This is a genomic window from Marinobacter sp. UBA3607 (assembly GCF_002375525.1).
GTDB lineage: Bacteria > Pseudomonadota > Gammaproteobacteria > Pseudomonadales > Oleiphilaceae > Marinobacter > Marinobacter vinifirmus.
Window position 1 is genome coordinate 205,707 of sequence record NZ_DFLY01000032.1, and the last position, 22,643, is coordinate 228,349.

Sequence of the window (22,643 nt, forward strand, 5' to 3'; positions counted from 1 at the left end):
AATAGACGGCGAAAGCAATTATGGCAATGCTGTCAGCCGTCTACGGTAACCCTTTCAGGGAATGGTTCAAGAGCCTGGCCGGTGATTCCGGGCCAGATCCGTTACCGTGAACGGGTTTTGATTTCGTACATATCAACACGGCGATCTTTAAGATTAGTGACAGAACCTTCGTTACGCACCAGTTTCAGCTTTTCCAGGTCCATATCCGAGAACATGATCATCTCGGTATTGGGCGTGGTTTCGGCCATCACGGCATCGTGGGGGAAGGCGAAGTCCGAAGGCGAGAACACGGATGACTGGGCGTACTGAACGTCCAGGTTTTCCACCTTGGGCAAGTTACCCACGCTGCCGGTGATCACCACATAGCATTCGTTTTCAATGGCTCGCGCCTGGGCGCAGTGGCGCACCCGCAGGTAGCCGTTCTTCGTGTCTGTCCAGAAGGGCACACAGATAATATCGACGTTCTGGCTGGCTGCAATACGGCCCAGTTCCGGGAATTCGATGTCGTAGCAGATCAGAATGGCAACCCGGCCCGCGTCGGTATCAAATACCTTGAACTCATTACCGCCTTCAATCACCCAGTCCCGGCGTTCGTGTGGGGTAATGTGAATCTTGCGCTGCTCGTCTACCCGACCGTCGCGATGACAAAGATAGGAGACGTTGTACACCCGGTCGTTCTCGATCAGCGGCATGGAGCCGGTGATGATGTTGATGTTATAGCTGACGGCCATTTCCGACATCTCGTTACGGAACTGTTCGGTAAAGCCGGCCAGGAAGCGAATGGCGCGGGTCTGGTCCATCTGGTCGGTCAGCCCCATCAACGGTGCGTTGAAGAACTCGGGGAACAGGGCGAAATCGCTTTTGTAGTCCGACAGCGCGTCGACGAAGTACTCTACCTGCTTGAGCACTTCCTCAACCGAGGTGAACTCTCGCATCTGCCACTGAACTGCACCCATACGCACCTGGGTTTTCTTCACGTCCAGTACTGAAGAGGGCGGGGTATACAGGATGTTTCGCCACTCGAGGAGCGTGGCATAGCCCATGGATTTTTCGTCTTCCGGCAGGTATTTGTGCATCAGCCGGGTAACCTGGAAGTCATTGGAGAGCTGGAAGCTCAGAATCGGATCGTAGATCTCTTTGCGGTCTACCCGCTGGATGTACTCTTCCGGTGTGTACTGCTCGGAATACTTGAAGTAGTTGGGAATGCGGCCGCCGGCCAGGATGGCCCGCAGGTTCATGGAGCGACACAGTTCCTTTCGGGCTTCATACAAGCGCCGGCCCAGACGATAGCCGCGATATTCATGGTGGATGAACACATCCAGCCCATACAGGGAATCACCATTGGGGTTGTGCCAGATCTTTTCGTTGCGAAGGATCAGGTCGTCGTAGGCGTGGGGGTTGCTGAACCGCTCGTACTTAACGCTTACGGTTAGTGCTACGGCTACCAGGTGGCCATTGTCTTCAATACAGATCTGGCCATCCGGGAATTGCTCCACCAGCGCCTTGATGGTGTCTTTTGGCCATGCACCGCCGATGTCCTCATAAACATCGTCCATCAGTTCCTGGAGCTGTGGGTAATCCTCGAGGGTGAGGTTGCGCAGGTTCAGGTGCAGTTCTTCGTGGGCCATTCAGAGATTCTCCGTTTTTGACGAGCGGATGCACGGTTCAGGATGCATCAGTTTAACAGAGGTTCCTGAATACTTCGCCCGGGACTATTGGTCCAGGTATTTGATACGCCGGCTCAGCTCTTCCAGCGTTTTCCGGCCAATACCATTGGATTCATTAGTGAGGTACGGGTTCTCAAGGGTGATGATCGTACGATTTTTGAGGTTTAGCTCTTCCATGGCGCGGCCGAAGTATTTGTTCAGATAGTCCGCAAAACTGCCATCATTGATGGCGCGCTCAATGCCGAGCTGGAGCCGGTGAGCAGTGTCGTGATCGTGTTTTGCGGCAAACAGGTAAGAAGGTAACGGGTAAGCAATCAGAAGATCGGGTTCAATCACCAGGCCACTGGCGCGAGGCTGTTCGAGGTCAAAAAGCACTTCACTGATGCCCCGGGCAAAGCAGTCGAAACGTTGGTTCAGCAGCATCCCGAACAGCACTTCGAAACGTGGATTGGTGATGACCCTCAGCCCGTTGGCCTCGAGAATCGGGGTGTCTGGCCAGTGCGTTCCCTGGCCAATACTGATTTTACGGGCTTTGAGGTCTTCAAGGCTGGAAATATCCTTGAACTTCGGCAGGTTTTCCGGCATTACCAGGCAAACCCGAAAACCCAGCAAGCCGCCATCTACCGGAACGGGGATCGGATTCAGGCTGTCTTCCCGTTCAGCCGTGGTGGCAACGTTGGCAATATCGAGGATCCGGTTGTTACCTTTGGCCAGCTCCAGCAAGGCCCGCCCCTGGCTGACCTCCAAACTGCGAAGGAGTTCATAGCTGCCGTACTCAGGGGTTTTATCCAGGGCCAGCAACACCAGGTTGCGAATTGCCGGGCTATCGTAGTTGCGGTACCAGAGGGTGAGCTCCCGGTGGTTGTCTGTTGTTTCGGCAACTACATGGGCGGCGGGTACCAGGCTTGCCAGCAGGCAGGCCGCGAAAGAAACGACGCGGAAAAGGGGAGTACAACCCAAGTCGGCTTTCCTTCTGGAAGATGCGTGAAATGTCGTTGTATTGTTCTGATTTGCATTGTTGTTGCTTTACGCGCAATTTTGCAACGCAAATTCGCGGTAACTGGAACCAAGACACCAGATTCATGGCTTTGATCGACAGTATAGAGGAGGTTGGGCCGGACCGGGTGCGGAAAAAGGGCTTCAAGGCGGAATAATCCGCCCTCGCTTGGTTAGCCAGCGCCCAGTTCGGCGATGGCTTGAAGGAAAGTTTCGCCGTACTTCTCCAGCTTGGCGGCACCAACACCGCTGATTTCGCCCAGCTCTTCGATACTGCCAGGGCGGCGCTGGAGCATTTCGAACAGGGTGGTGTCGTGGAAGATCACATAGGGCGGCACCCCCTGCTTGTCTGCCAGCTCCTTGCGGCAGGCCCGCAAGGCGTCCCAGCCAGCATGGTCGGTGATCTGGTCCCGGATATCCTGCCCGCTGGCGCGACTGCCGGATGACTTGCTGCCAGAGCCCTTCTTCTGCACCGGGTCTTTACGCAGCTGGATAGGCTGTTCACCTTTCAGCAAGGGGCGACAGCGTTCGGTCAGTTGCAGGGCGCCGTAGCCTTCCGGATCTGCGCGGAGATATCCGTTAGCCACCAGTTGCCGGAATACCGACTTCCATTCGGTCGCCGACAGATCCTGCCCGATGCCATAGGTGGAAATGGCCTGGTGGCCGGATTGCAGGATGCGTTCGTTCTCTGAGCCGCGTAGCACATCAATGACATAGTTGACGCCAAAGCGCTGGCCGGTACGGTACACGCAAGACAGGGCTTTCTGTACAGCAACCGTGCCATCCCAGGTTTCCGGCGGGTTCAGGCAGGTGTCGCAGTTACCGCAGGGCTGCTCTAGGGTGTCACCGAAGTAGCGCAGCAGAACCTGCCGGCGGCATTGAGTGACTTCACACAGGCCCAGCATGGCATCCAGCTTCTGCCGCTCGACACGTTTAAACTGGTCGTTGCCCAGGGACGCTTCCAGCATCTGCCGCAGTTTGATGACATCCTGCAGGCCGTAAACCATCCAGGCCGTCGAGGGTTTGCCGTCACGACCGGCCCGGCCGGTTTCCTGGTAGTAGGCTTCCAGGCTCTTGGGAAGGTCCAGGTGGGCAACAAACCTGACATCCGGTTTGTCGATGCCCATGCCAAAGGCGATGGTCGCCACAATGATTACGCCATCTTCGCGCAGAAAGCGTTCCTGGTTCCTGGCTCGTTCCTCGGCAGTCAGGCCGGCGTGGTAGGGCAGTGCCAGGTAGCCTTTGCTGGCCAGCAACCTGGCAGTGGCGTCTACCTTGTTCCGGGAAAGACAGTAAACAATGCCGCAGTCACTTTCATGTTCGGCTTTAATAAAGTCCAGTAACTGTTTATTGGCATTGGTTTTCGGGGTGATTCGATACTGGATGTTAGGGCGGTCGAAACCGCTGATGAAGTGCCGGGCCTGGGTCAGCGACAGGCGCTCGGAAATTTCCTTTCGGGTACGTTCATCGGCGGTTGCGGTCAGGGCAATTCGGGGAATGCCGGGAAATTCTTCCGCCAGCATGCTCAGCTGCAGGTAGTCAGACCGGAAATCATGGCCCCACTGGGAGACACAGTGGGCTTCGTCGATGGCAAACAGCGACAGCGACGCGTTGTGCAGCAGTTCAATGGTACGAGGCTGGATCAGCCGTTCCGGTGCGCAATACAGCAGGTCCAGCTCACCGGTCATCAGGGCATATTCGGTGGCCCGGGCCTGTTCGAAATCCATGGTGGAGTTCAGGAACGCCGCTTTCACGCCCAGTTGTTTCAGGGCGGCGACCTGGTCCTGCATCAGGGCGATCAGCGGCGAGATGACCACCGCCGTACCCGGTCGAACCAGCGCCGGCACCTGATAACACAAGGACTTACCGCCGCCGGTGGGCATCAGTACCAGGGCATCACCACCGCCCACCACTTCCTGCACGATATCGCCCTGCAGCGGCCGGAAACTTTCGTAACCGAATACCTCGTGCAGAACCTGCTCCGGGCTTCGGCCGGTGGCAGAAGGGGGTTCGCGGGTCAGTTGGTCAAAATCCTGGTCCGGATACATGCTGGTCTTTGCCTGTGGGCGGGAAATGTTCAGGGCGGGGATGATAACAGATCCGCCGGCGGGATTGGTTAACCCCGCCATTTCGGTGGAGGAAATCAGTGCCAAGACAGGATAGAATACCGCCAATTTCCAACCACTTGATTAACCGCTTCGAACAACAACAGGGCTTGCATGCAGGAATTTGACGCAATCCGTCCCTATTCGGATGAAGAAACAGCGCCGGCCATCAAACGCCTGGTTAATGATCGGGAGTTCCTCGACATGGTGGGCCGCTTCAAGTCCCCCCTGGCGGCGAAGTGGGCGCCGGCGGTCTTGCGGATGTTTGTACGGCGCTGGCTGGTTGGCAACTTCGGCCACTACCATCGGGTGGATGACCTGCAGGCGGAGCTGTCAAAGTACGTGGGCGAACTGGTTGAAAGCACCACCTCCCGGGTAACCCACAGCGGCCTGGAGAACCTGAGCAAGACCAACGCCCATTTGTTTATCTCCAACCACAGGGACATCGTGTTTGACCCAATGGTGGTGAATTACCTGCTGTTCCAGAACGGTTTCCTGACCACCCGCATTGCCATTGGCGACAATCTGCTGCAGAACCGGGTGTTTGCAGAGATGATGCGCCTGAACAAGAGCTTTGTGGTGCGTCGTAACATGACCAGCCCCCGGGAAATGCGCGATGCCTACCTGACGCTGTCCGGGTTTATCAACCACAGCATCGACACCAACCACAGCATCTGGATAGCCCAGCGTGAAGGCCGCGCGAAGGACGGCATAGACGCCACGGATCCTGCCATCATCAAGATGTTCTACATGAGTCGGAAGAAATCCGGGCTGGACTTTGGCGAGGCCATGAACCGGCTGCATATTGTGCCGGTGTCTATTGCCTACGAGTACGACCCCTGCGATGCCGACAAGGCCCGGGAGCTGGAAGTGAAGGCCCGTACCGGCAGTTACCAGAAAACCGAAGGGGAAGATTCCGAGCAGATTGTGAAAGGCCTGACCGGTTACAAGGGGCATGTGCATGTGCACTTCGGTGCGCCTATTGCTGATGCACCGGACAATCCGAAAGCCCTGGCCGCCCGCATCGACCACGAAATGCACGCCAATTACCATCTGCATGCATCCAACCTGGTGGCTTACCAGATGCGGGGCGTTCACCCTGAAGCCCGGGAAACGCCGGGCAGTGTCAGCGAAAACGTGGTGACTGCAGAAACCTGGTCGCCGGCGGACCTGGAAGCGGCCCGGGCGGAAATGGAGCGCCGGCTGGAAGCCTGTGATCCGGCTATCCGGCCTTACCTGCTGGATATGTACGCCAATCCGGTGGTCAACGCCCTGGCCGCCAATAACAACGGCGAGGCGCTGACGCCAACCGAAGAATAACCTAGGCCCAGAGCATGGCACCCATCTCCAGCGGATGGGTGAGGGCGTCGTGGTAGGGATAGGCCCTCAGGCGCAGGGTTTGCAGGCCCGGGTAGGGCGCTTTGATGCGCGCGGAGAACAGGGTTTTGCCATCCTGGTCACCTGCCGGCTCCAGGATGAAACTGTCCGGCCCGGGCTCGCCGTGGCTGCCGGTACAGTCCGGTGACACCACGCATTCCACCCGGATATCCTCCGGTGCCAGCCCGTTCAGGGCCACTTCTACGCTCAGCTCCACTTCTTCATCCCAGTTGCAGCGGTCTGTGACACAACCGTGCATCTGAATGTTTACCCCGTGCCAGGCCGCCCGTATCCGCGCCTTCCATTGCGCCAGCTCATTGGCCAGTTCGCCTTTGTTTGCTGCCAGGCGGTGGCCCTGGGCGCTGGCCGGCTGGTAATAGTTCCGTACGTAATCCATCACCATGCGCTGGGAATTGAACCGGGGCGTAATGGTTTTCATGGACGCCTTGGAGCGGGCCACCCAGTCTTTCGAGTAACCCTGGGCTTCCCGTTTGTAGTACAGCGGGATAATTTCTATTTCCAGTAAGTCGAGCAGGTCCCGGGCTTCTTCACGGTTGCGGAATTCCTGGTCCAGACGGATATCCCGGGGGGCAATGGCCCAGCCGTTGTTACCGTCGTAACCTTCGCCCCACCAGCCATCCAGCACGCTCAGGTTGAGGGCGCCGTTCATGGCGGCTTTCTCGCCGGAGGTGCCGCTGGCCTCTTTCGGATATTCCGGCGTATTCAGCCAGACATCCACGCCGCTTAACAGCCGCCTCGCCATGGCCTGGTCGTAGTCTTCCAGAAGAATAATGTGGCCCATCAGGGACGGCTGCATGGACAGGTCGTGGATGACCTTGATCAGTTGCTGCCCCGGGTTGTCCTTGGGATGGGCCTTGCCGGCGAAGACCAGGACTACGGGGTTGTCAGGGTCTGTCAGTAACCGTTCCAGCCGCGGCAGGTCGGAAAATATCAGGGTGGCCCGCTTGTAGGTGGCAAAGCGCCGGGCAAAGCCGATCACCATGGCGTCTTTTTCGGGGGATACCAGCTTTCGGGTCATGCGCTCGGTGACCGAATGGCCGGTACCGTTGCGCTGATGCTGGCGCCTCAACCGGCGCACGATGAATTCTGCCATCTGTTGTTTAAGGGCTTTATGCACGCTCCAGTAGTGATAATCCGGAATTCTGTCGACAAAATTCCAGAAATCCGGGTTTCTCAGCTCGCTTTTCCAGGTGGGCGCCTGCATTTCAAACAGGCTGGCCCATTCCGGCGCCAGGAAGGTAGAAACATGCACGCCGTTGGTGATGTAACCGATGGGGTTTTCTTCCGGAGGAATTTGCGGCCAGATACTGCCTTCCATTTCCGAGGCGACCCCGCCGTGGATACGGCTGACACCATTGTGAAACCGCGAGCCCCGTAAGCCCAGGCTGGTCATGTTGAAGGTGCCATCGCCGTTCTTGCTGCCCAGCTCGAAAACCCGGTCAAAATCCAGCCCTGCGGTTTCCGTATACGGGCCCAGGGCATGGGCAACCAAATCCCGGGGGAAAATGTCATGGCCGGCGGGTACCGGCGTATGGGTGGTAAACAGGGTGCAGGCGGCAACGGATTCCAGGGCGGCCTCGAAGCTGAGGCCGTTTTCCATGGCCATCCGGCAGCGCTCCAGGATCTGGAAGGCGGCATGGCCTTCGTTGATGTGCCAGGCGGTGGGTTTGATACCCAGTGCTGCCAGCGCCCGGGTGCCCCCGATGCCCAGCAGGATTTCCTGGCTGATGCGGGTGTCTGAATCGCCGCCGTACAGTTGCAGGGTCAGTTCCCGGTCCTGCTCGTTGTTCTCTGGTGTATTGGCATCGAGCAGGTACAGGCGGATATGGCCAACCCGCGCCTGCCAGACCCGGGCCCACAGCTCCCGCCCCGGGAAGGGCACGGAAATCTTGAGTTGCTCGCCATCCTGTTCTACCGGGCTGATGGGCAGCTCGTCGCTGTCGTGGCACTGATACCGGGCTACTTGCTGGCCCTGGGCATCAATGGTCTGCATGAAATAGCCCTGCTGGTACAGTAGCCCGACGGCCACAAAGGGCAAGCCGAGATCGCTGGCCGCCTTGCAGTGGTCACCGGCCAGGATGCCCAGGCCACCGGAATAGATCGGAAAGCTTTCGTGAAACCCGAACTCGGCGCAAAAATAGGCCACCAGGCTGGTTTCGGGGTTGAGCAGCTCCACTACTTCTGCACCCGGCCCGGCCTCTACGTAGGCATCGTAACTGGACAGCACCCGACGGTATTCGGCGAGAAAGGCGCGGTCGGCAGCGGCTTCTTCGAGCCGGTGCTGGGATACCCGCCGCAGAAACAGCTTTGGGTTGTGCTCCACTTTCTGCCACAGGCGCAGATCAATACGGGCAAACAGCCCCCTTACGCCGTGGTTCCAGCTGTAAAACAGGTCGTTTGCCAGCTCCCCCAGCCGATACAGGGCTTCGGGCAGTTGGGGGCGGGCTTCAAGCCGGAATTCCGTAGCCTTGTGCATGTTCAGAACCTCCCTGTGGTTACTGGTTATGCCTGAGCTTGTTGTAGAGGGCGGCGTATTCGCCGGCCCGGTGCTTCCACGAGTAATCTGCGGTCATGCCATTTTGCTGCAGCTGTTGCCAGGTTTTCCGGTGCTTGCGGGCCTCGAGCGCCCGGTTCACGGCGCGCTTCAGCCCGTGGGCGTTGGGCTCCCGGAAAACAAATCCGTTGGCGTCCCGTACCGGCACCTCGCCGGGGTCCAGTACGGTATCGTTCAGCCCGCCCGTGCCGTGCACCACCGGTATGGTGCCGTAGCGCAGGCTGTACATCTGGTTCAGGCCACAGGGCTCAAACCGGGATGGCATCAGGAAGATGTCCGCGCCGGCGGTTATTTCGTGGGCCAGGGCCTCGTTATAACCCAGCGTAAGTGACAACTGTTCGGGCCAGTCCCGGGCCAGGTGTTGCAGCGCCTGTTGGTAACGGGCCTCTCCGGAACCGAGAATGGCAAACTGACAACCCTTTTCCAGTAAAGCCGGCAGTGCTTCCAGCAGCCAGTCCAGCCCCTTCTGTTCTACCAGACGCCCGACAAATCCCAGCACCGGAGCGCCGTTCACTTCCAGCCCCAGTTTGCGCTGCAGGGCTGCCCGGCACTGGGCTTTTCCGGAGGTATCGTCCGGGCTGTAGTGGAAATCCAGGTGCTGGTCCGACTTCGGGTTCCAGTAACGGTTATCGATGCCGTTCAATATGCCGGTCAAGGCATGGGACCGGTGTTCCAGCAAACCGTCGAGCCCATAGCCAAACTCCGGCGTGCGGATTTCCCGGGCGTAGCTCGGGCTCACAGTGGTGATGGCATCGCTGAACACCAGGCCGCCCTTGAGAAAGGAAAACTGGCCGTGAAATTCCAACTGGTCAAAGCGCCAGAGATGATCCGGCAACCCCAGCGCCCTGAACGTTTCATGGGAGAAAAGGCCCTGATACGCCAGGTTATGGATGGTAAAGACAGTGGCGGGCGCGTGCTTGTCGTTGTGCAGAAACACGGGGATCAGGCCGGTTTGCCAGTCGTTGCAATGCACGATATCCGGCTTCCAGGATAACCCCAGTTGCCCCAGCGCCATCATGGCCCCGATACGGGCAAACAGTTGAAAACGATGGGCGTTGTCCCACCAGTCTTCACCGTTTTCGTTCTGGTACGGGCTGTCACCTTGCCGGTCGAACAGGGCCGGACAATCCACCAGCCAGAGCAGTACCTGGGTCTCCGGCACCTGAGTTTGCCAGAGTGAAACATCGTATTGCCCGAAACGGAAGCGGGCCTTGCGCTGAGAACCGGCCTCCCGGGCCGCCTTGAGTGCAGCGGGATAACCCGGTAGCAGGATCTGGCAATCATAGCCGAGCCGGCACAGGGCTTCCGGCAGGCTGCCGGACACATCGGCCAGGCCGCCGGTCTTTACCAGGGGAAAGACTTCGCTGGTGGCAAACAGAATTCGGGTCATGCATCGGCCTTCAGAATAATCAGCCCCAAGGGTGGCAGGGTAACCTCCACCGACGCCGGCCTGGCCATCCAGGGGGTGTCGGTTGCAGTCAGGGTAAACGGATTGCCCAGATTACTGCCACCGTAGTAGGTGGAGTCGGAATTGAAGATCTCCTGCCAGTTGCCGGCCAGGGGAACACCAATCCGGTAGTGATGCCGGGGCACGGGGGTAAAGTTGACCACGATCACCAAGGCCTCGCCACCGTGCTGGTCCGGTTTGCGCAGGTAGCTGACCACCGACTGGGTGGAGTCGTGGCAATCAATCCATTCAAAACCGGCTGCATTGTAGTCCAGCCGGTGCAGGGCAGGTTGTTCCCGGTACAGGCGGTTAAGGTCCTGCACCAGTTTGTGGATGCCCTGATGCCCTTCGTGTTGCAGCAGGTGCCAGTCCAGCTCCCGTTTTTCACTCCATTCCTGCCGTTGGCCGAACTCGCCGCCCATAAACAGCAACTTGGCACCCGGGTAGGTGAACATGTAGCTGAACAGCAGCCGCAGCGATGCCCGTTGTTGCCAGTCGTCTCCGGGCATTTTCTGGATCAGGCTGGATTTGCCGTGTACCACTTCATCGTGGGACAGCGGCAACAGGAAGTTCTCGGAAAAGGCATACAGCAGCCCGAAGGTGAGCTTGTCGTGGTGGAATTGCCGGTAAACAGGGTCCTGCTGGAAGTAGTGCAGGGTGTCGTGCATCCAGCCCATGTTCCACTTCAGGTTGAAGCCAAGCCCGCCGACTTCCGGTGGCCGGGTAACCTGGGGCCAGGAGGTGGATTCCTCGGCCATCATCAGCACCCCGGGGAACCGGCCCTGGCACACCTGGTTGAGCTCCCGAAGGAAGGCTATAGCCTCCAGGTTCTCGTTGCCGCCGTATTCGTTCGGCAACCAGTCTTCTTCATTGCGGGAGTAATTCAGGTACAGCATGGAGGCAACGGCATCTACCCGCAGGCCATCCACATGGAAGGTATCCAGCCAGAACAGGGCACTGCCAATCAGGAAGTTTTTTACTTCATGGCGGCTGTAGTTGTAGATCAGGGTGCCCCAGTCCTGGTGCCGGCCCCGGCGGGGGTCTTCGTGTTCGTACAGAGCAGTGCCGTCGAACTTTGCCAAGGCGTGTTCGTCGTCCGGAAAGTGTCCGGGAACCCAGTCCAGAATCACGCCGATATTGTGCTGGTGGCACTGGTCAATCAGGTAACGAAGGTCATCCGGGCTGCCGTAGCGGCTGGTGGGCGCGTAGTAGCCGGTGGTCTGGTAACCCCAGGATTCATCCAGGGGATGCTCGGTTACCGGCAGCAATTCAATGTGGGTGAAGCCGGTCTCCAGAACATAGGGAATCAGCTGTTCTGCCAGCTCCCGGTAACTCAGCCAGCGACCGGAACCGTGGTGGCGCCAGGAGCCGGGATGCACCTCATAAATGGAAATGGGGCTGCGCTGCCAGTCAAACCGGTTGCGGCTTTCCAGCCAGTCGCCATCTTCCCAGCAATAGCCCCGGCGCTCGGTAACCCGGGCGGCGGTTGACGGCCTGAGTTCGAAGGCCTGGCCGTAAGGATCCGTTTTGCTGAGCTGGTGACCGTCGCGGGTTGTAATTGAAAACTTGTACAGGGCGTCAACCTGGACGTTAGGTATGAACGCCGACCATACGCCAAAGCCTTCATGCAGCTGCATGGCGTCTGCGCCGGCCTGCCAGTGATTGAAATCACCGACGACACTGACAGCCTTGGCATTGGGGGCCCAGACCGCAAAACGCACACCTTCGATGCCTTCATGGGTCATGGGATGTGCGCCAAGCACATTATAGATATGCCAGTGCCGGCCTTCGGCCAGCAGGTAGAGGTCGAACTCGCTCAGGGTGGGGCTTTCCATAGTCCTCGGGTTCCCGTTCAGAATGGTACGGCTGGAGGTTAGACCATTGGACGTTTTTGCCGCTGATCGAAAAATGACCTGAGACAATTTTACGCCATAATTGGATGGTAGTGTTCTAGAATCTTATAAATCGTCAATGCAGTGTCTATTACCGTTCGCTCAGGACGGGCAGAGGACCAAGCGGGTTTTCAGGGAAGCAGAACTATGCAAATGGCAAAGCGTTACGTCAGCCGCCTGACACGGCAAACCCTCGCCCTGGTGCTGGCCGGAGGCCGGGGCAGCCGGCTGGAAGACCTCACCAAGTGGCGGGCGAAGCCGGCGGTACCTTTCGGCGGCAAGTTCCGGATTATCGATTTTCCACTCTCCAACTGTATCAACTCCGGCATCAGCCAGGTGGGTGTGATTACCCAGTACAAGTCCCACTCATTGATGCGCCATATCCAGCGGGGCTGGGGCTTTCTGCGGGGCGAAATGGGGGAGTTTGTGGAGCTGCTGCCAGCCCAGCAGCGCATCGAAACCTCCTGGTACGAAGGCACCGCCAACGCAGTACTGCAGAACCTCGACATTATCCGCAGCCACAATCCGGAGTATGTGCTGATCCTGGCGGGTGACCACGTTTACAAGATGGACTACGGCACCATGCTGGCCGCCCATGTGGAGCAGGAGGCAGACGTTACGGTCGGTTGTATAGAAGTGCCCCTGGAAGACGCCAGGGCCTTCGGGGTGATGTCGGTGGACGACAAGCTCCGGATTACCGAGTTTGTTGAAAAACCGGACAATCCCAAACCCATGCCCGGGCAACCGGGTAAAGCCCTGGCCTCAATGGGCATCTATGTGTTCAGTACCAAAATCCTGTTTGATGAGCTGTTGCGGGACCAGGAACTCAGCACACTGTCATCCCACGATTTCGGCAAGGACATTATCCCGTCAATTATCGAACGCCTTCGGGTGTCTGCGTTTCCGTTCCGGGACCCGGTCAACAACAAACCGGCCTACTGGCGGGATGTCGGCACTATCGATTCGCTCTGGCAGGCGAATATGGAGCTGATCGGCGTCAGCCCTGAACTCAACCTGTACGATTCGGAATGGCCAATCTGGACCTACCAGGAACAGATGCCCCCGGCCAAGTTTGTGTTTGATGACGATAACCGGCGGGGCTATGCCGTAGATTCCATGGTGGCCGGCGGCTGCATTGTGTCCGGCGCGCAGGTGCAGCGTTCACTGCTGTTTTCCAAGGTGATTGTCCATTCCTTTTGTACTGTAGAAGACACAGTTATTTTCCCCGATGTGGATATTGCCCGAAACTGCAAAATCCGCCGGGCCGTCATCGACCGGGGCTGTCGCATTCCGGAAGGGACCCGTATCGGCTATGACGCAGAACAGGATGCCAAACGTTTCTACGTATCACCCAAAGGCATTGTGCTGGTAACCCCGGAGATGCTGGAGCAGGACTACCCCCATGGCCTCTGACCACCGCACACCGGTCGTGCTTTGCTGGCACATGCATCAGCCGGACTATCAGGACCAGAGCACTGGCGAATTCCTGTTCCCCTGGGTGTACCTGCACTGCATCAAAGACTACGCCGACATGGCCGCCCACCTGGAAGCCCACCCGGATGCCCGGGCCGTGGTGAACTTTGCGCCGGTGCTGCTGGAACAGATTGAAGAGTACCTGGTGCAGATCGAGTGCTGGCGACATAAAGGCACCGGTATTGGTGATCCGGTACTGGCAGCCCTGGTGAGCGAGTCCCTGCCGGAGCCCGGTTCGCCCGGCTTCCTGGACCTGATGGACAAGTGCCTGCGGGCCAATGCCGACCGAATCATCAAACGCTTTCCCCCTTACCGCAGGTTGTCCGAGCTGGCCGGTTTCTATCGCGCCCGGCCCGAAATACAGCGCTACATTTCCGTCCAGTTCCTGGAAGACCTGCTGGTGTGGTACCACCTTGGCTGGATGGGAGAAACCGTTCGCCGTTCTCACCCTGTTATCCGCAGCCTGCAGGAAAAAGGCCATCAGTATTCCCGGGAAGACCGGCTGGCCGTGCTGGATGTCATTGCCGAGCTGCTGGCAGGCATCGGCCCGAGATACCGGCACCTGGAGCAGAACGGGCAGGTAGAACTGGCAATGAGCCCCTGGGCGCACCCCATCATGCCGCTGCTGCTGGACCTGAATTCCGCCAGTGAAGCGATTCCCGATATCCGGTTGCCCGAACACGGGCACTACCCCGGGGGAGATCAGCGGGCGGCATGGCACCTGGAAGAGGGCAAGAAAGTGTTCCAGCGGTTTTTCGGAAAACAGCCCACCGGTTGCTGGGCTTCCGAAGGCGCGCTGAGCCAGTCACTGTTACCCCTTCTGGACGACCATGGATTCCACTGGACCGCCAGCGGCGATTCCGTGATCCACAACAGTATGAAACTGGCCCGGAACAAAGGTGCGGGCGATGGCGGCGGCAGTATCCACCGGCCATTCCGGTTCGCTGAACAGCCGCTGACCGTGTTTTTCCGTGATGACGGGTTGTCTGACCTGATCGGCTTTACCTATGCCGACTGGCACGCCCGGGATGCCGTGGGTGACCTGGTACATCACATGGAGAATATTGCGAAGGATAATCGCAACAACGCCAATGCGGTGATTTCGGTGATTCTGGACGGTGAGAATGCCTGGGAATATTACCCGGAGAACGGCTACTACTTCCTGGACGAGTTGTACCGGGTTCTGGAGAACCACTCGGATCTGAAACTGACCACCTACCGGGATTACCTGGATACCCCGGATTGCCAGCCCGAGGGCCTGCCTCACCTTGTTGCCGGCAGCTGGATTTACGGAACCTTCTCAACCTGGATTGGCGACCCCGACAAAAACCGTGCCTGGGATTTGCTGTGTGAAGCCAAGCAGCATTACGACAAGGTGATGGACAACGGCTCGTTAAATGCAGAACAGAAGGCGGCGGCTGCAAGGCAGCTGGGCTTGTGTGAAGGTTCGGACTGGTTCTGGTGGTTTGGTGATTACAACCCGGCTGCTGTAGTGAAAGATTTCGAACACCTTTACCGGCGCCACCTGGTCAACCTGTACGACGCCATCGGATACCCGGCACCATCGAGCCTCTTCCAGCCCTTGAGCCAGGGCGGTGGCGAGCCGGCCCGGGGCGGCGCCATGCGGCCAGGGCACGAATCGGGTGAGGGTTCATGACTCAGGCCCTGCCGCCCGTTTCTGTGTTTTCCCGGCGCCGTGCCGGTGTGCTGCTGCACCCGACAGCCTTGCCGGGCAGCCACGGCAAGCTGGGCGAAAGCGCTCGCAGGTTTGTGGACTGGCTTGCAGCGGCCGGTGTAACGGTGTGGCAAACGCTGCCTATCGGGCCGACCCATCCGGATCTTTCACCCTATCAGTCGCTGTCGGCCCACGCCGGTAACCCGGAGCTGATCGACTTCAGGGAACTGCCCGGCAAGCTGGAAAGCCGGGAGATTGACGATGCCTGGCCACAATTTCTGGCCAGCCACAGCCATTGGCTGGATGACTACGCACTGTTTATGGCCATCCGGGCCAGATACCCGGGAACAGCCTGGCCGGACTGGCCCGACCCCCTGCGACGGCGCGACTCCAGTGCACTGGCAGAGTTTTCCCGGGCCAATGAATCAGCCATCGAACAGGTGAAATACGAGCAGTTCCTGTTCCACCGGCAATGGCATGCGCTCAGGGAATATGCCCGGGACCGGGGCGTGCTGATGTTCGGGGACATTCCCATCTTTGTGGCCCACGACAGCGCCGATGTCTGGGCCAATCCGGAGCAGTTCAAGCTGGATGCAAACGGTCAGCCGCTGGCAGTAGCTGGCGTTCCGCCGGATTATTTTTCGCCGGACGGCCAGCACTGGGGTAACCCGCTTTATAACTGGCAGGCCATGGCACGGGATGGTTACCGGTGGTGGCTCAGCCGCCTGGCCAGCCAGCGGGAAAAGTTTGATCTGTTGCGGATAGACCATTTCCGGGGCCTGCAGGCGTTCTGGGAAATTCCTGCCAGTGACCCCCGGCCGGTGAACGGCTACTGGGTGCCGGGCCCGGGGGATGACTTTCTGTCGGCCTGTTTCCGGGAACTGCCGGACCTTCCCCTGGTAGCCGAGAATCTCGGCATTATCGGCGACGATGTGGAGCAGTTGCGCCACCGTTTCCGGCTGCCCGGCATGACGGTTCTGCAGTTCGGCTTTGACGGCAGCCCGGGCAATCCGCACCTGCTGCATAACCACAGGGCGGAAGACCTGGTGTACACCGGAACCCACGACAACGACACCACCCTGGGCTGGTACCACAGCCTTGATGAGCGCACGCGGCAACACGTAAACCACTACCTGAGAATTACCGGCGAAGAGGCAGCGCAGATGCCCTGGCCAATTATCCAGGCCGCCATGGGATCGGTCTCCGGGCTGGTGGTTGTGCCCGTACAGGACTTGCTGGGCCTGGGCTCTGATGCCCGATTCAACACCCCCGGTACCATCGAGAACAACTGGATATGGCAGCTTCCAGAGCATTATCAGGAGCTTGTGGATATTGCCCGGCTCAGGGAAACGGTTCAGCTATACGGGCGGTAATGTTGCTCCGGTTATTTATTGATCAGAGTCAAGTTGATCAATAAACAAACAGATATAACTGGTGAATGAACAGGTCTAACCTGTATCCGCCAGAAAACAAAAGTTTGTGAAAGGGGGCTCTAATGGAACACCGTCTTAGCCAGCGAATTGAAGGGGAGTTGCCTATACTGGTGTACAAGCGTGGTATGCCTGTAGCCACCGGGGCGATAAAAGATGCGTCCAGGCGGGGGCTTTTTATTGTCACCGGCTTTGATGATGTGCGGCTGAACCAGGCCCTGCACTTGTCGTTCCGGTTTCCCGAGCAACCCGAGAAACACCATACGCTGAAGGCCCACGTGGTTCGAAGGGCCGACCAGGGGCTCGGCGTCGATTTTGACAGCGCAGAGAATGACGCAAGGGTCATTTCCGAGCTGATACTCTGGTTGGAAGACCACAAAGACGCAGACGGCCGGGCGGCCCTCAGACATCGCAAGATTCACTAAAAACCCGACACGAAAGGAAGAAACAGCAATGGCTAGACTGGAAGGCAAGGTAGCAGCGGTAACCGGCGGAGCATTGGGCCTGGGCCGGGCCATGGTGGAACGGATGGTAGAGCAGGGCGCGGCAGTAGGTGTGCTCGACGTGCTTGATAAAGAAGGCGAAGCCCTGGTGCAGGAACTCACCAAGAAAGGTTTCCGGGTGGCTTACTGGCATTGTGACGTGGCCGATGAAAGCCAGGTGAAAGCAGCGCTGGATTGCGTGGCCGAGCGCTTTGGCAAGCTGAACGTTATGGTGAGCAATGCCGGTATCTCCGGTGCCAACAAGCCGACCCACGAAGTGACCGAGGCAGAATGGGACAAGGTTCAGGATATCAACGTAAAGGGTGTGTTTTTCTGCACCAAGCACTCGGTTCCGCACATGCTGAAAGCCGGAGGCGGCAGCATCGTCAACCTATCCTCCATTTATGGCCTGGTAGGTGCTCCCGACGCACCGCCATACCATGCCTCCAAGGGTGCGGTACGGCTGATGTCCAAGACAGATGCCATGATCTACGCCAAAGACCGAATCCGGGTGAACTCTGTCCACCCCGGCTTTATCTGGACACCGATGGTAGAGGGCCACATGAAAACCACCGGAGTGGATCCGGAAGAGGCGAAAAAGGCCACCGCCGCCCTGCACCCGCTGGGCCACATGGGCGAGCCGGACGACATCGCCTGGGGCGTGGTTTACCTGGCGTCGGATGAATCCAAATTTGTAACCGGCAGCGAGCTGGTGATCGACGGTGGCTACACCGCACACTGACGGCTTGAGGCCAGCCCATGACACTTGCCGCCTATTCCATGCGGGCCCTGCCCGACCAGTTGTCGGGGCTTATCTCCCTGGCACTGGACCTGCGCTGGACCTGGCATCACGGCGGCGACCGGTTATGGCGGGCCCTGGACGAAGAAGCCTGGGAAGCCACCCATAATGCCTGGCTAGTGCTCAACGGGGTTGCAGTGGAGCACCTGCAGGCGTTATCCCAGGATCCGGATTTCCTGACGCTCTATCAGGAGCAGGTCAGCCGGCATGAAGACTTTACCCGGGCTGCGACCTGGTATTCGGATTCCTGCAATAACAATCTCGATGGCGGAATCGCCTGGTTCTGCATGGAATATGGCGTTTCCGAATCACTGCCTCTGTACAGTGGCGGCCTCGGAGTACTCGCTGGCGATTTCCTCAAAGCTTCCAGTGACCTCGGTGTTCCGGTGATGGCCGTGGGCCTGCTGTATCAGCAAGGATACTTCCGGCAAGCCCTGAACACGGCAGGCGAACAGATCGAATTCCATCCCTACAACGATCCCACCATGTTGCCGGTATCGCCCTTACGGGACAGCAACGGCGAATGGGCGAGGGTGACTGTACCCTTTCCGGGCCGGGAGGTTCGGCTTCGGGGCTGGAAAGGCCAGGTGGGGCGTTGCGAGCTCCTGCTGCTGGACAGTAACGACCCCCGCAACGAACCCGGCGACCGGGGTATCACCAGCGAACTTTACAGTGGCGACCCGGAAAAGCGTCTGCAACAGGAAATGGTTCTGGGTATCGGAGGCTGGCGTTTGCTGGAACTTCTGGATCGGAAACCGGCACTTTGCCACATTAACGAAGGCCACAGTGCCCTGGCCCTGGTAGAGCGGGCCCACCAGTGGCAACGCAGCCAGCAAACTGATTTTGAAGTCGCCCGCGTTGCCACCCGGGCCACTAACCTGTTCACCACCCACACATCCGTGGCCGCCGGGTTCGACCGTTTTCCCCGCGCACTGGCGGCCCTGTACCTGGAACCCTGGCTTTCCGGGCAGGGCAACCGCCTGGAGAACCTGCTGGGCATCGCCAATGGTGGCACATCAGACCTGAATATGGCGGGGCTGGCCCTGGGCATGAGCGGCCGCTTCAACGGTGTCAGCCGGATACACCAAAAGGTGACCCAGACCATCTTCCAGCCCTGGTTTGGTCGCTGGCCCACGCCGGATATCCCTGCAGACTACGTGACCAACGGAATCCATACCCCGAGCTGGGATTCTCCGGAATCCGACCAGCTCTGGACCCGCGCCTGTGGCAAGGACCGCTGGCGCCAGCCAATGCTCGAACCGGAACCCATGTGCGACGTTGATGACCTGTCTATCTGGGAAATGCGCCGCAACCAGCGCCGCCGGCTGGTGAGTTATCTGCGTAAACGCCTGCACGCACAACATTGCGAACATAACTACGGCAGCAACCCGGACGCCGCCTGCGGCCTGTTGCTGGATACAGAAACCCTGACACTGGGTTTCGCGCGGCGGTTCACGGCCTACAAACGCCCGGACCTGTTGCTGAAAGACCCGGAAAGGCTCGTCCGGTTACTGACCACCCGTGACCGGCCGTTGCAGATCGTGCTGGCTGGCAAGGCACACCCGAAGGACAAGGTTGGCAAGGAACTGATCCGGCGCTGGAAAGCCTTTTCGCAGCGCCCGGAAGTGGAAGGCAAGGTAGTGTTCATTGAAGACTACGACCTTGCCGTGGCCGGCCAGCTGATTCAGGGCGTTGACGTGTGGTTAAACACCCCGAGCCACCCGTGGGAAGCCTGTGGCACCAGTGGCATGAAAGTTCTGGTGAACGGCGGGCTCAACCTTTCCCAGTTTGATGGCTGGTGGGCGGAAGCCTGGAACGATCAGGTTGGCTGGGCGATACGGCCCGGGGCAAGCTTTGAAGAACTGGCACTGGATGGCAGCCATGACGACTCGGATGCCCGGGAACTTTATGAACTGCTGGAACAGCAGGTGATTCCGGAGTTCTACCACCTGGATGACAAGGGCTTGCCCGGTACCTGGCTGCAACGCATCCGTGCCAGTATGGACCAGCTGACCGCCCGCTATTCGGCAAACCGCATGGTGCGGGAGTATGTTTCCGACTTTTACCTGCCGATGGTGACCCAGGGTAACGAACGCACCCCGGAAATCGCGGCCGAGCTGGTTGCCAACCGAAAGAACGTCTGCCGGCACTGGCCAAAACTTCGGTTTGGTGAACTGACCGAACAGACGGGCGACAACAGCCAGACCTTTTCACTCTGTGTTTACCTGGACGGCCTGGGCCATGAACAACTGGCGGTGGAACTGGTGGCGGAAGCGTCGGAGTTCGGGCCAAGACTGGTGCAACCCATGGCTATGGAGCATGCACTGGAGGGGTCTGAAGACAGCTATCTCTACCGGGCAACCGTGCCCCCGCGCCCGGCAGGCCACTTCACCCCGAGAATCCGGGTAAAGGATGCCCGCCTGAACCTGCCGCTGGAAGACAGCCACATCCTTTGGTACCGCTAGAATCAGCCGCGCCAGAATCCCGGTGACAACACAATCACCACGCTGAGAATCTCCAGGCGGCCCATCAGCATACCCACCGAAAGAATCCACTTGGCGGCATCCGGCAGCGGGCCGAAGTTACCCGCCGGGCCGATAATGTCGCCCAGTCCAGGCCCAACGTTGGTGAGCGATGTCAGCGCGCCCGACAGCGAAGTGACAAAGTCCAGCTGCAGGGATGCCAGCAGTACCGTAATAATCAGCAGGCACAGCAGGAAAATAAAGGTATAGGCGATCATCGAGGAGATAATCTCGTCGCTGACCGCCCGGCCGTTGTAATTCCGGGTAAACACCGCGCGGGGGTGCAACAGGCGCATCAGCTGCTCCCGCAGGATAATCAGTGACAGCTGGAAGCGGAAAATCTTCATACCGCCGGCCGTGGAGCCGGAACAGCCACCCACAAACATCAGGAAGAAGAAGGCGACAAACGCCAGAGGGCCCCAGGCTGAATAGTCTTCCGAAGCGTAACCGGAGGTACTCACCACCGAGGTAACGTTGAACAGGGTGGATACATAATTATGGAAGGGGTCGAATGCCACCGGCGATACCCACCACCGGTGCAGCGTGAGCAACAGTGGCACTACCAGCAGAATCGCCAGGAACAGGCGTACCTGCTGATCCTTGAACAGCACAAAGTGCTGGCCGTGCATTTCCCGCACAAACAGGAAGAACGGCAAGCTGCCGAGCATCATAAAGAAGGTTGCTTCCATAAGGATCAAGTCGTTGAATTTGCCCATGGACATGTCGGAGGTGGAGAAGCCACCGGTAGCGATACTGGTCAAACCGTGGTTGAACGCATCAAACAGGCTCATACCGGATAACCAATAGGTCGTTACTGCGATGACGGTGAACACCAAATAAACGAACAGAAGGCCACGACTGAGGGTTTTCATCCGGGGCAGGGCCTTGTCAGTCCACTCCGAGGATTCGGTCGCAAACAGGCGCATTCCGCCCACCCGCAGGAACGGCAGAACGGCAACGAACATACCGATAATCCCGATGCCACCGAGCCATTGCAGAATGGAACGCCAGAGCAGCAGGTCCCGGTCAAAGTTATCCAGCCCGCTGAACACGGTAGCGCCCGTAGTGGTAATGCCGGAGGTACCTTCAAACACCGCGTCGGCAGCAGAAATACCGTTATCGCTCAGATAAAAAGGCAGGGACGAGAGCAGGGCGATAATAAACCAGCTGGATACGGTCAGAACAAACATGTATCGGGGCTTGAGCTCCCGATTATTGTTGCGGGTAAGCAGGATACCCAGAATACCCAGCACACAGACGATCGCAGCAGACTCTGCAAACGCCATGGCATTAGGCGCGCCGGAGGGAGTTCCGGCCAGGAGAAACACCGGTAACGTCATGAAAGCACTCAAAAGTACAAACATCACGCTGACAATAAAAATAACAGGATTTAGATTTCTCAAGGTGCGCCCGTACCAGCTGACAGTGAGAGGCCGTCAGGATACCCGCGGTGCCCTGTATCCGCAAGGTAACAGCCCGCGTGGCGCAGGATTACCGGCAAATTAAAACACTGTAAATTCCGGGTAAATGCGGAACCTTACTATGGCCAGTGCCGTTGAGTTGGTGCAAGTTGATAACAGGAGTGCAACACAACTCCGTTTTTCACCAAGGAGAAACGCTATGACTATCAAAAAGAATGTTCTGATTGCGTCTGTGGCTACGGCCGGCATTGCCATGGCTGGCGCCGCATCGGCCCAGGATATGTACAAATCTGGCGTTGGAGGTTTGTATGCGGGTGCGAATTACACGTTTATGAACGCGGATTTTGACGGAATTGGTGATGCCGACGCGGGCACACTGTCCGGCAAAGTGGGCGTAATGGCCACCGAATACTTTGGCGTGGAAGCTCGCGCGGGGTTTGGTGTAGATGACGATACTGTTCGGGGCGTTGACGTTAAACTGGACAACTTCTTCGGCGGCTACGCCACTTTCAACATGGTAAATGAGAGCCCGATTACGCCTTACGGGGTGCTGGGTTTCACCCGTATCGAAGCTGAGGCAGGTAATGCCAAGGACGACGACTCCGACTTTTCCTATGGCGCTGGCGTAAACTTCGCCTTCGCCCCGAACCTGTCCGCGAACCTGGAGTACATGCGTTACTACGATGATAACGATGTAACCGTGGATGGCCTGGGCATCGGCATGCAAGTCAATTTCTAACCCCGCGCCCAACGCACAAAGCCCGCCGGAAGCCTCTTCCCGC

General features: G+C 58.5%; 15 protein-coding genes. 8 read left to right on the forward strand and 7 right to left on the reverse strand.

What is annotated here, in order from left to right:
* Positions 1-101 precede the first annotated feature (101 nt).
* The 3 genes from B2589_RS12620 to recQ form a co-directional block, all read right to left on the reverse strand.
* Positions 102-1,628, reverse strand: a complete 1,527-nt coding sequence (locus B2589_RS12620; RefSeq protein WP_058340930.1) for a bifunctional GNAT family N-acetyltransferase/carbon-nitrogen hydrolase family protein — start codon at positions 1,626-1,628, stop codon at positions 102-104.
* A gap of 84 nt (positions 1,629-1,712) precedes the next feature.
* Positions 1,713-2,627 (reverse strand): ABC transporter substrate-binding protein, encoded by a 915-nt coding sequence (locus B2589_RS12625; protein WP_339648163.1) that lies wholly within the window; start codon positions 2,625-2,627, stop codon positions 1,713-1,715.
* A gap of 209 nt (positions 2,628-2,836) precedes the next feature.
* Entirely contained in the window at positions 2,837-4,711 is a 1,875-nt protein-coding gene (recQ, locus tag B2589_RS12630; RefSeq protein ID WP_286816883.1) for a DNA helicase RecQ, read from the reverse strand.
* Positions 4,712-4,882: 171 nt separating this feature from the next.
* Between recQ and B2589_RS12635 the strand changes: the two genes are divergently transcribed.
* Positions 4,883-6,088 (forward strand): 1-acyl-sn-glycerol-3-phosphate acyltransferase, encoded by a 1,206-nt coding sequence (locus B2589_RS12635; RefSeq protein ID WP_094623990.1) that lies wholly within the window; start codon positions 4,883-4,885, stop codon positions 6,086-6,088.
* Between the two features lies 1 nt (position 6,089).
* Here the strand turns inward: B2589_RS12635 and glgP (B2589_RS12640) are convergent, their stop codons facing one another.
* From glgP (B2589_RS12640) to glgB, 3 genes are read right to left on the reverse strand one after another with little or no spacing between them, the layout of a single operon-like run.
* On the reverse strand, positions 6,090-8,642 hold the full coding sequence (gene glgP, locus B2589_RS12640; protein ID WP_286816801.1) for an alpha-glucan family phosphorylase: 2,553 nt from the start codon (positions 8,640-8,642) through the stop codon (positions 6,090-6,092).
* Between the two features lie 19 nt (positions 8,643-8,661).
* Positions 8,662-10,110: a glycogen synthase GlgA gene (glgA, locus tag B2589_RS12645; protein ID WP_286816802.1), complete on the reverse strand. Its 1,449-nt coding sequence runs from the start codon at positions 10,108-10,110 to the stop codon at positions 8,662-8,664.
* Positions 10,107-12,002, reverse strand: a complete 1,896-nt coding sequence (gene glgB / locus B2589_RS12650; RefSeq protein ID WP_286816803.1) for a 1,4-alpha-glucan branching protein GlgB — start codon at positions 12,000-12,002, stop codon at positions 10,107-10,109. Before glgB ends, glgA begins: the two co-directional genes overlap by 4 nt.
* Before the next feature lie 204 nt (positions 12,003-12,206).
* On the opposite strand from glgB, the gene glgC reads away from it, so the two are divergent.
* The 6 genes from glgC (at position 12,207) to glgP (B2589_RS12680) (ending at position 20,383) form a co-directional block, all read left to right on the forward strand.
* A complete protein-coding gene (glgC, locus tag B2589_RS12655) occupies positions 12,207-13,472 on the forward strand; it encodes a glucose-1-phosphate adenylyltransferase (protein WP_286816804.1) in 1,266 nt (421 codons plus the stop codon).
* A complete protein-coding gene (locus B2589_RS12660) occupies positions 13,462-15,189 on the forward strand; it encodes a glycoside hydrolase family 57 protein (RefSeq protein WP_286816805.1) in 1,728 nt (575 codons plus the stop codon). Before glgC ends, B2589_RS12660 begins: the two co-directional genes overlap by 11 nt.
* The gene (gene malQ, locus B2589_RS12665; protein ID WP_286816806.1) at positions 15,186-16,580 is read left to right on the forward strand and encodes a 4-alpha-glucanotransferase; all 1,395 of its coding nucleotides are present in this window, start codon (positions 15,186-15,188) and stop codon (positions 16,578-16,580) included. Before B2589_RS12660 ends, malQ begins: the two co-directional genes overlap by 4 nt.
* Positions 16,581-16,702: 122 nt before the next feature.
* Entirely contained in the window at positions 16,703-17,062 is a 360-nt protein-coding gene (locus B2589_RS12670) for a PilZ domain-containing protein (protein ID WP_286816807.1), read from the forward strand.
* 28 nt (positions 17,063-17,090) lie between these two features.
* Positions 17,091-17,861: an SDR family NAD(P)-dependent oxidoreductase gene (locus tag B2589_RS12675; protein ID WP_286816808.1), complete on the forward strand. Its 771-nt coding sequence runs from the start codon at positions 17,091-17,093 to the stop codon at positions 17,859-17,861.
* A gap of 17 nt (positions 17,862-17,878) precedes the next feature.
* Positions 17,879-20,383, forward strand: a complete 2,505-nt coding sequence (gene glgP, locus B2589_RS12680) for an alpha-glucan family phosphorylase (RefSeq protein WP_286816809.1) — start codon at positions 17,879-17,881, stop codon at positions 20,381-20,383.
* 2 nt (positions 20,384-20,385) lie between these two features.
* Here glgP (B2589_RS12680) and B2589_RS12685 read toward each other — a convergent pair whose 3' ends face one another.
* Positions 20,386-21,804 carry a TrkH family potassium uptake protein gene (locus B2589_RS12685; RefSeq protein WP_094623981.1) on the reverse strand — a complete coding sequence of 473 codons (1,419 nt, stop codon included), beginning with the start codon at positions 21,802-21,804 and terminating at the stop codon, positions 20,386-20,388.
* 256 nt (positions 21,805-22,060) lie between these two features.
* Between B2589_RS12685 and B2589_RS12690 the strand changes: the two genes are divergently transcribed.
* Positions 22,061-22,600 (forward strand): porin family protein, encoded by a 540-nt coding sequence (locus B2589_RS12690; RefSeq protein WP_058340941.1) that lies wholly within the window; start codon positions 22,061-22,063, stop codon positions 22,598-22,600.
* Positions 22,601-22,643: the final 43 nt, after the last annotated feature.

Bases quoted from the DNA above. Each gene is read 5' to 3' on its own strand.
- B2589_RS12620 (WP_058340930.1), bottom strand. From the start codon at position 1,628: ATGGCCCACGAAGAACTGCACCTGAACCTGCGCAACCTCACCCTCGAG.
- recQ (WP_286816883.1), bottom strand. From the start codon at position 4,711: ATGTATCCGGACCAGGATTTTGACCAACTGACCCGCGAACCCCCTTCT.
- B2589_RS12635 (WP_094623990.1), top strand. From the start codon at position 4,883: ATGCAGGAATTTGACGCAATCCGTCCCTATTCGGATGAAGAAACAGCG.
- glgP (WP_286816801.1), bottom strand. From the start codon at position 8,642: ATGCACAAGGCTACGGAATTCCGGCTTGAAGCCCGCCCCCAACTGCCC.
- glgA (WP_286816802.1), bottom strand. From the start codon at position 10,110: ATGACCCGAATTCTGTTTGCCACCAGCGAAGTCTTTCCCCTGGTAAAG.
- glgB (WP_286816803.1), bottom strand. From the start codon at position 12,002: ATGGAAAGCCCCACCCTGAGCGAGTTCGACCTCTACCTGCTGGCCGAA.
- glgC (WP_286816804.1), top strand. From the start codon at position 12,207: ATGCAAATGGCAAAGCGTTACGTCAGCCGCCTGACACGGCAAACCCTC.
- B2589_RS12660 (WP_286816805.1), top strand. From the start codon at position 13,462: ATGGCCTCTGACCACCGCACACCGGTCGTGCTTTGCTGGCACATGCAT.
- malQ (WP_286816806.1), top strand. From the start codon at position 15,186: ATGACTCAGGCCCTGCCGCCCGTTTCTGTGTTTTCCCGGCGCCGTGCC.
- B2589_RS12670 (WP_286816807.1), top strand. From the start codon at position 16,703: ATGGAACACCGTCTTAGCCAGCGAATTGAAGGGGAGTTGCCTATACTG.
- B2589_RS12675 (WP_286816808.1), top strand. From the start codon at position 17,091: ATGGCTAGACTGGAAGGCAAGGTAGCAGCGGTAACCGGCGGAGCATTG.
- glgP (WP_286816809.1), top strand. From the start codon at position 17,879: ATGACACTTGCCGCCTATTCCATGCGGGCCCTGCCCGACCAGTTGTCG.
- B2589_RS12685 (WP_094623981.1), bottom strand. From the start codon at position 21,804: ATGTTTGTACTTTTGAGTGCTTTCATGACGTTACCGGTGTTTCTCCTG.
- B2589_RS12690 (WP_058340941.1), top strand. From the start codon at position 22,061: ATGACTATCAAAAAGAATGTTCTGATTGCGTCTGTGGCTACGGCCGGC.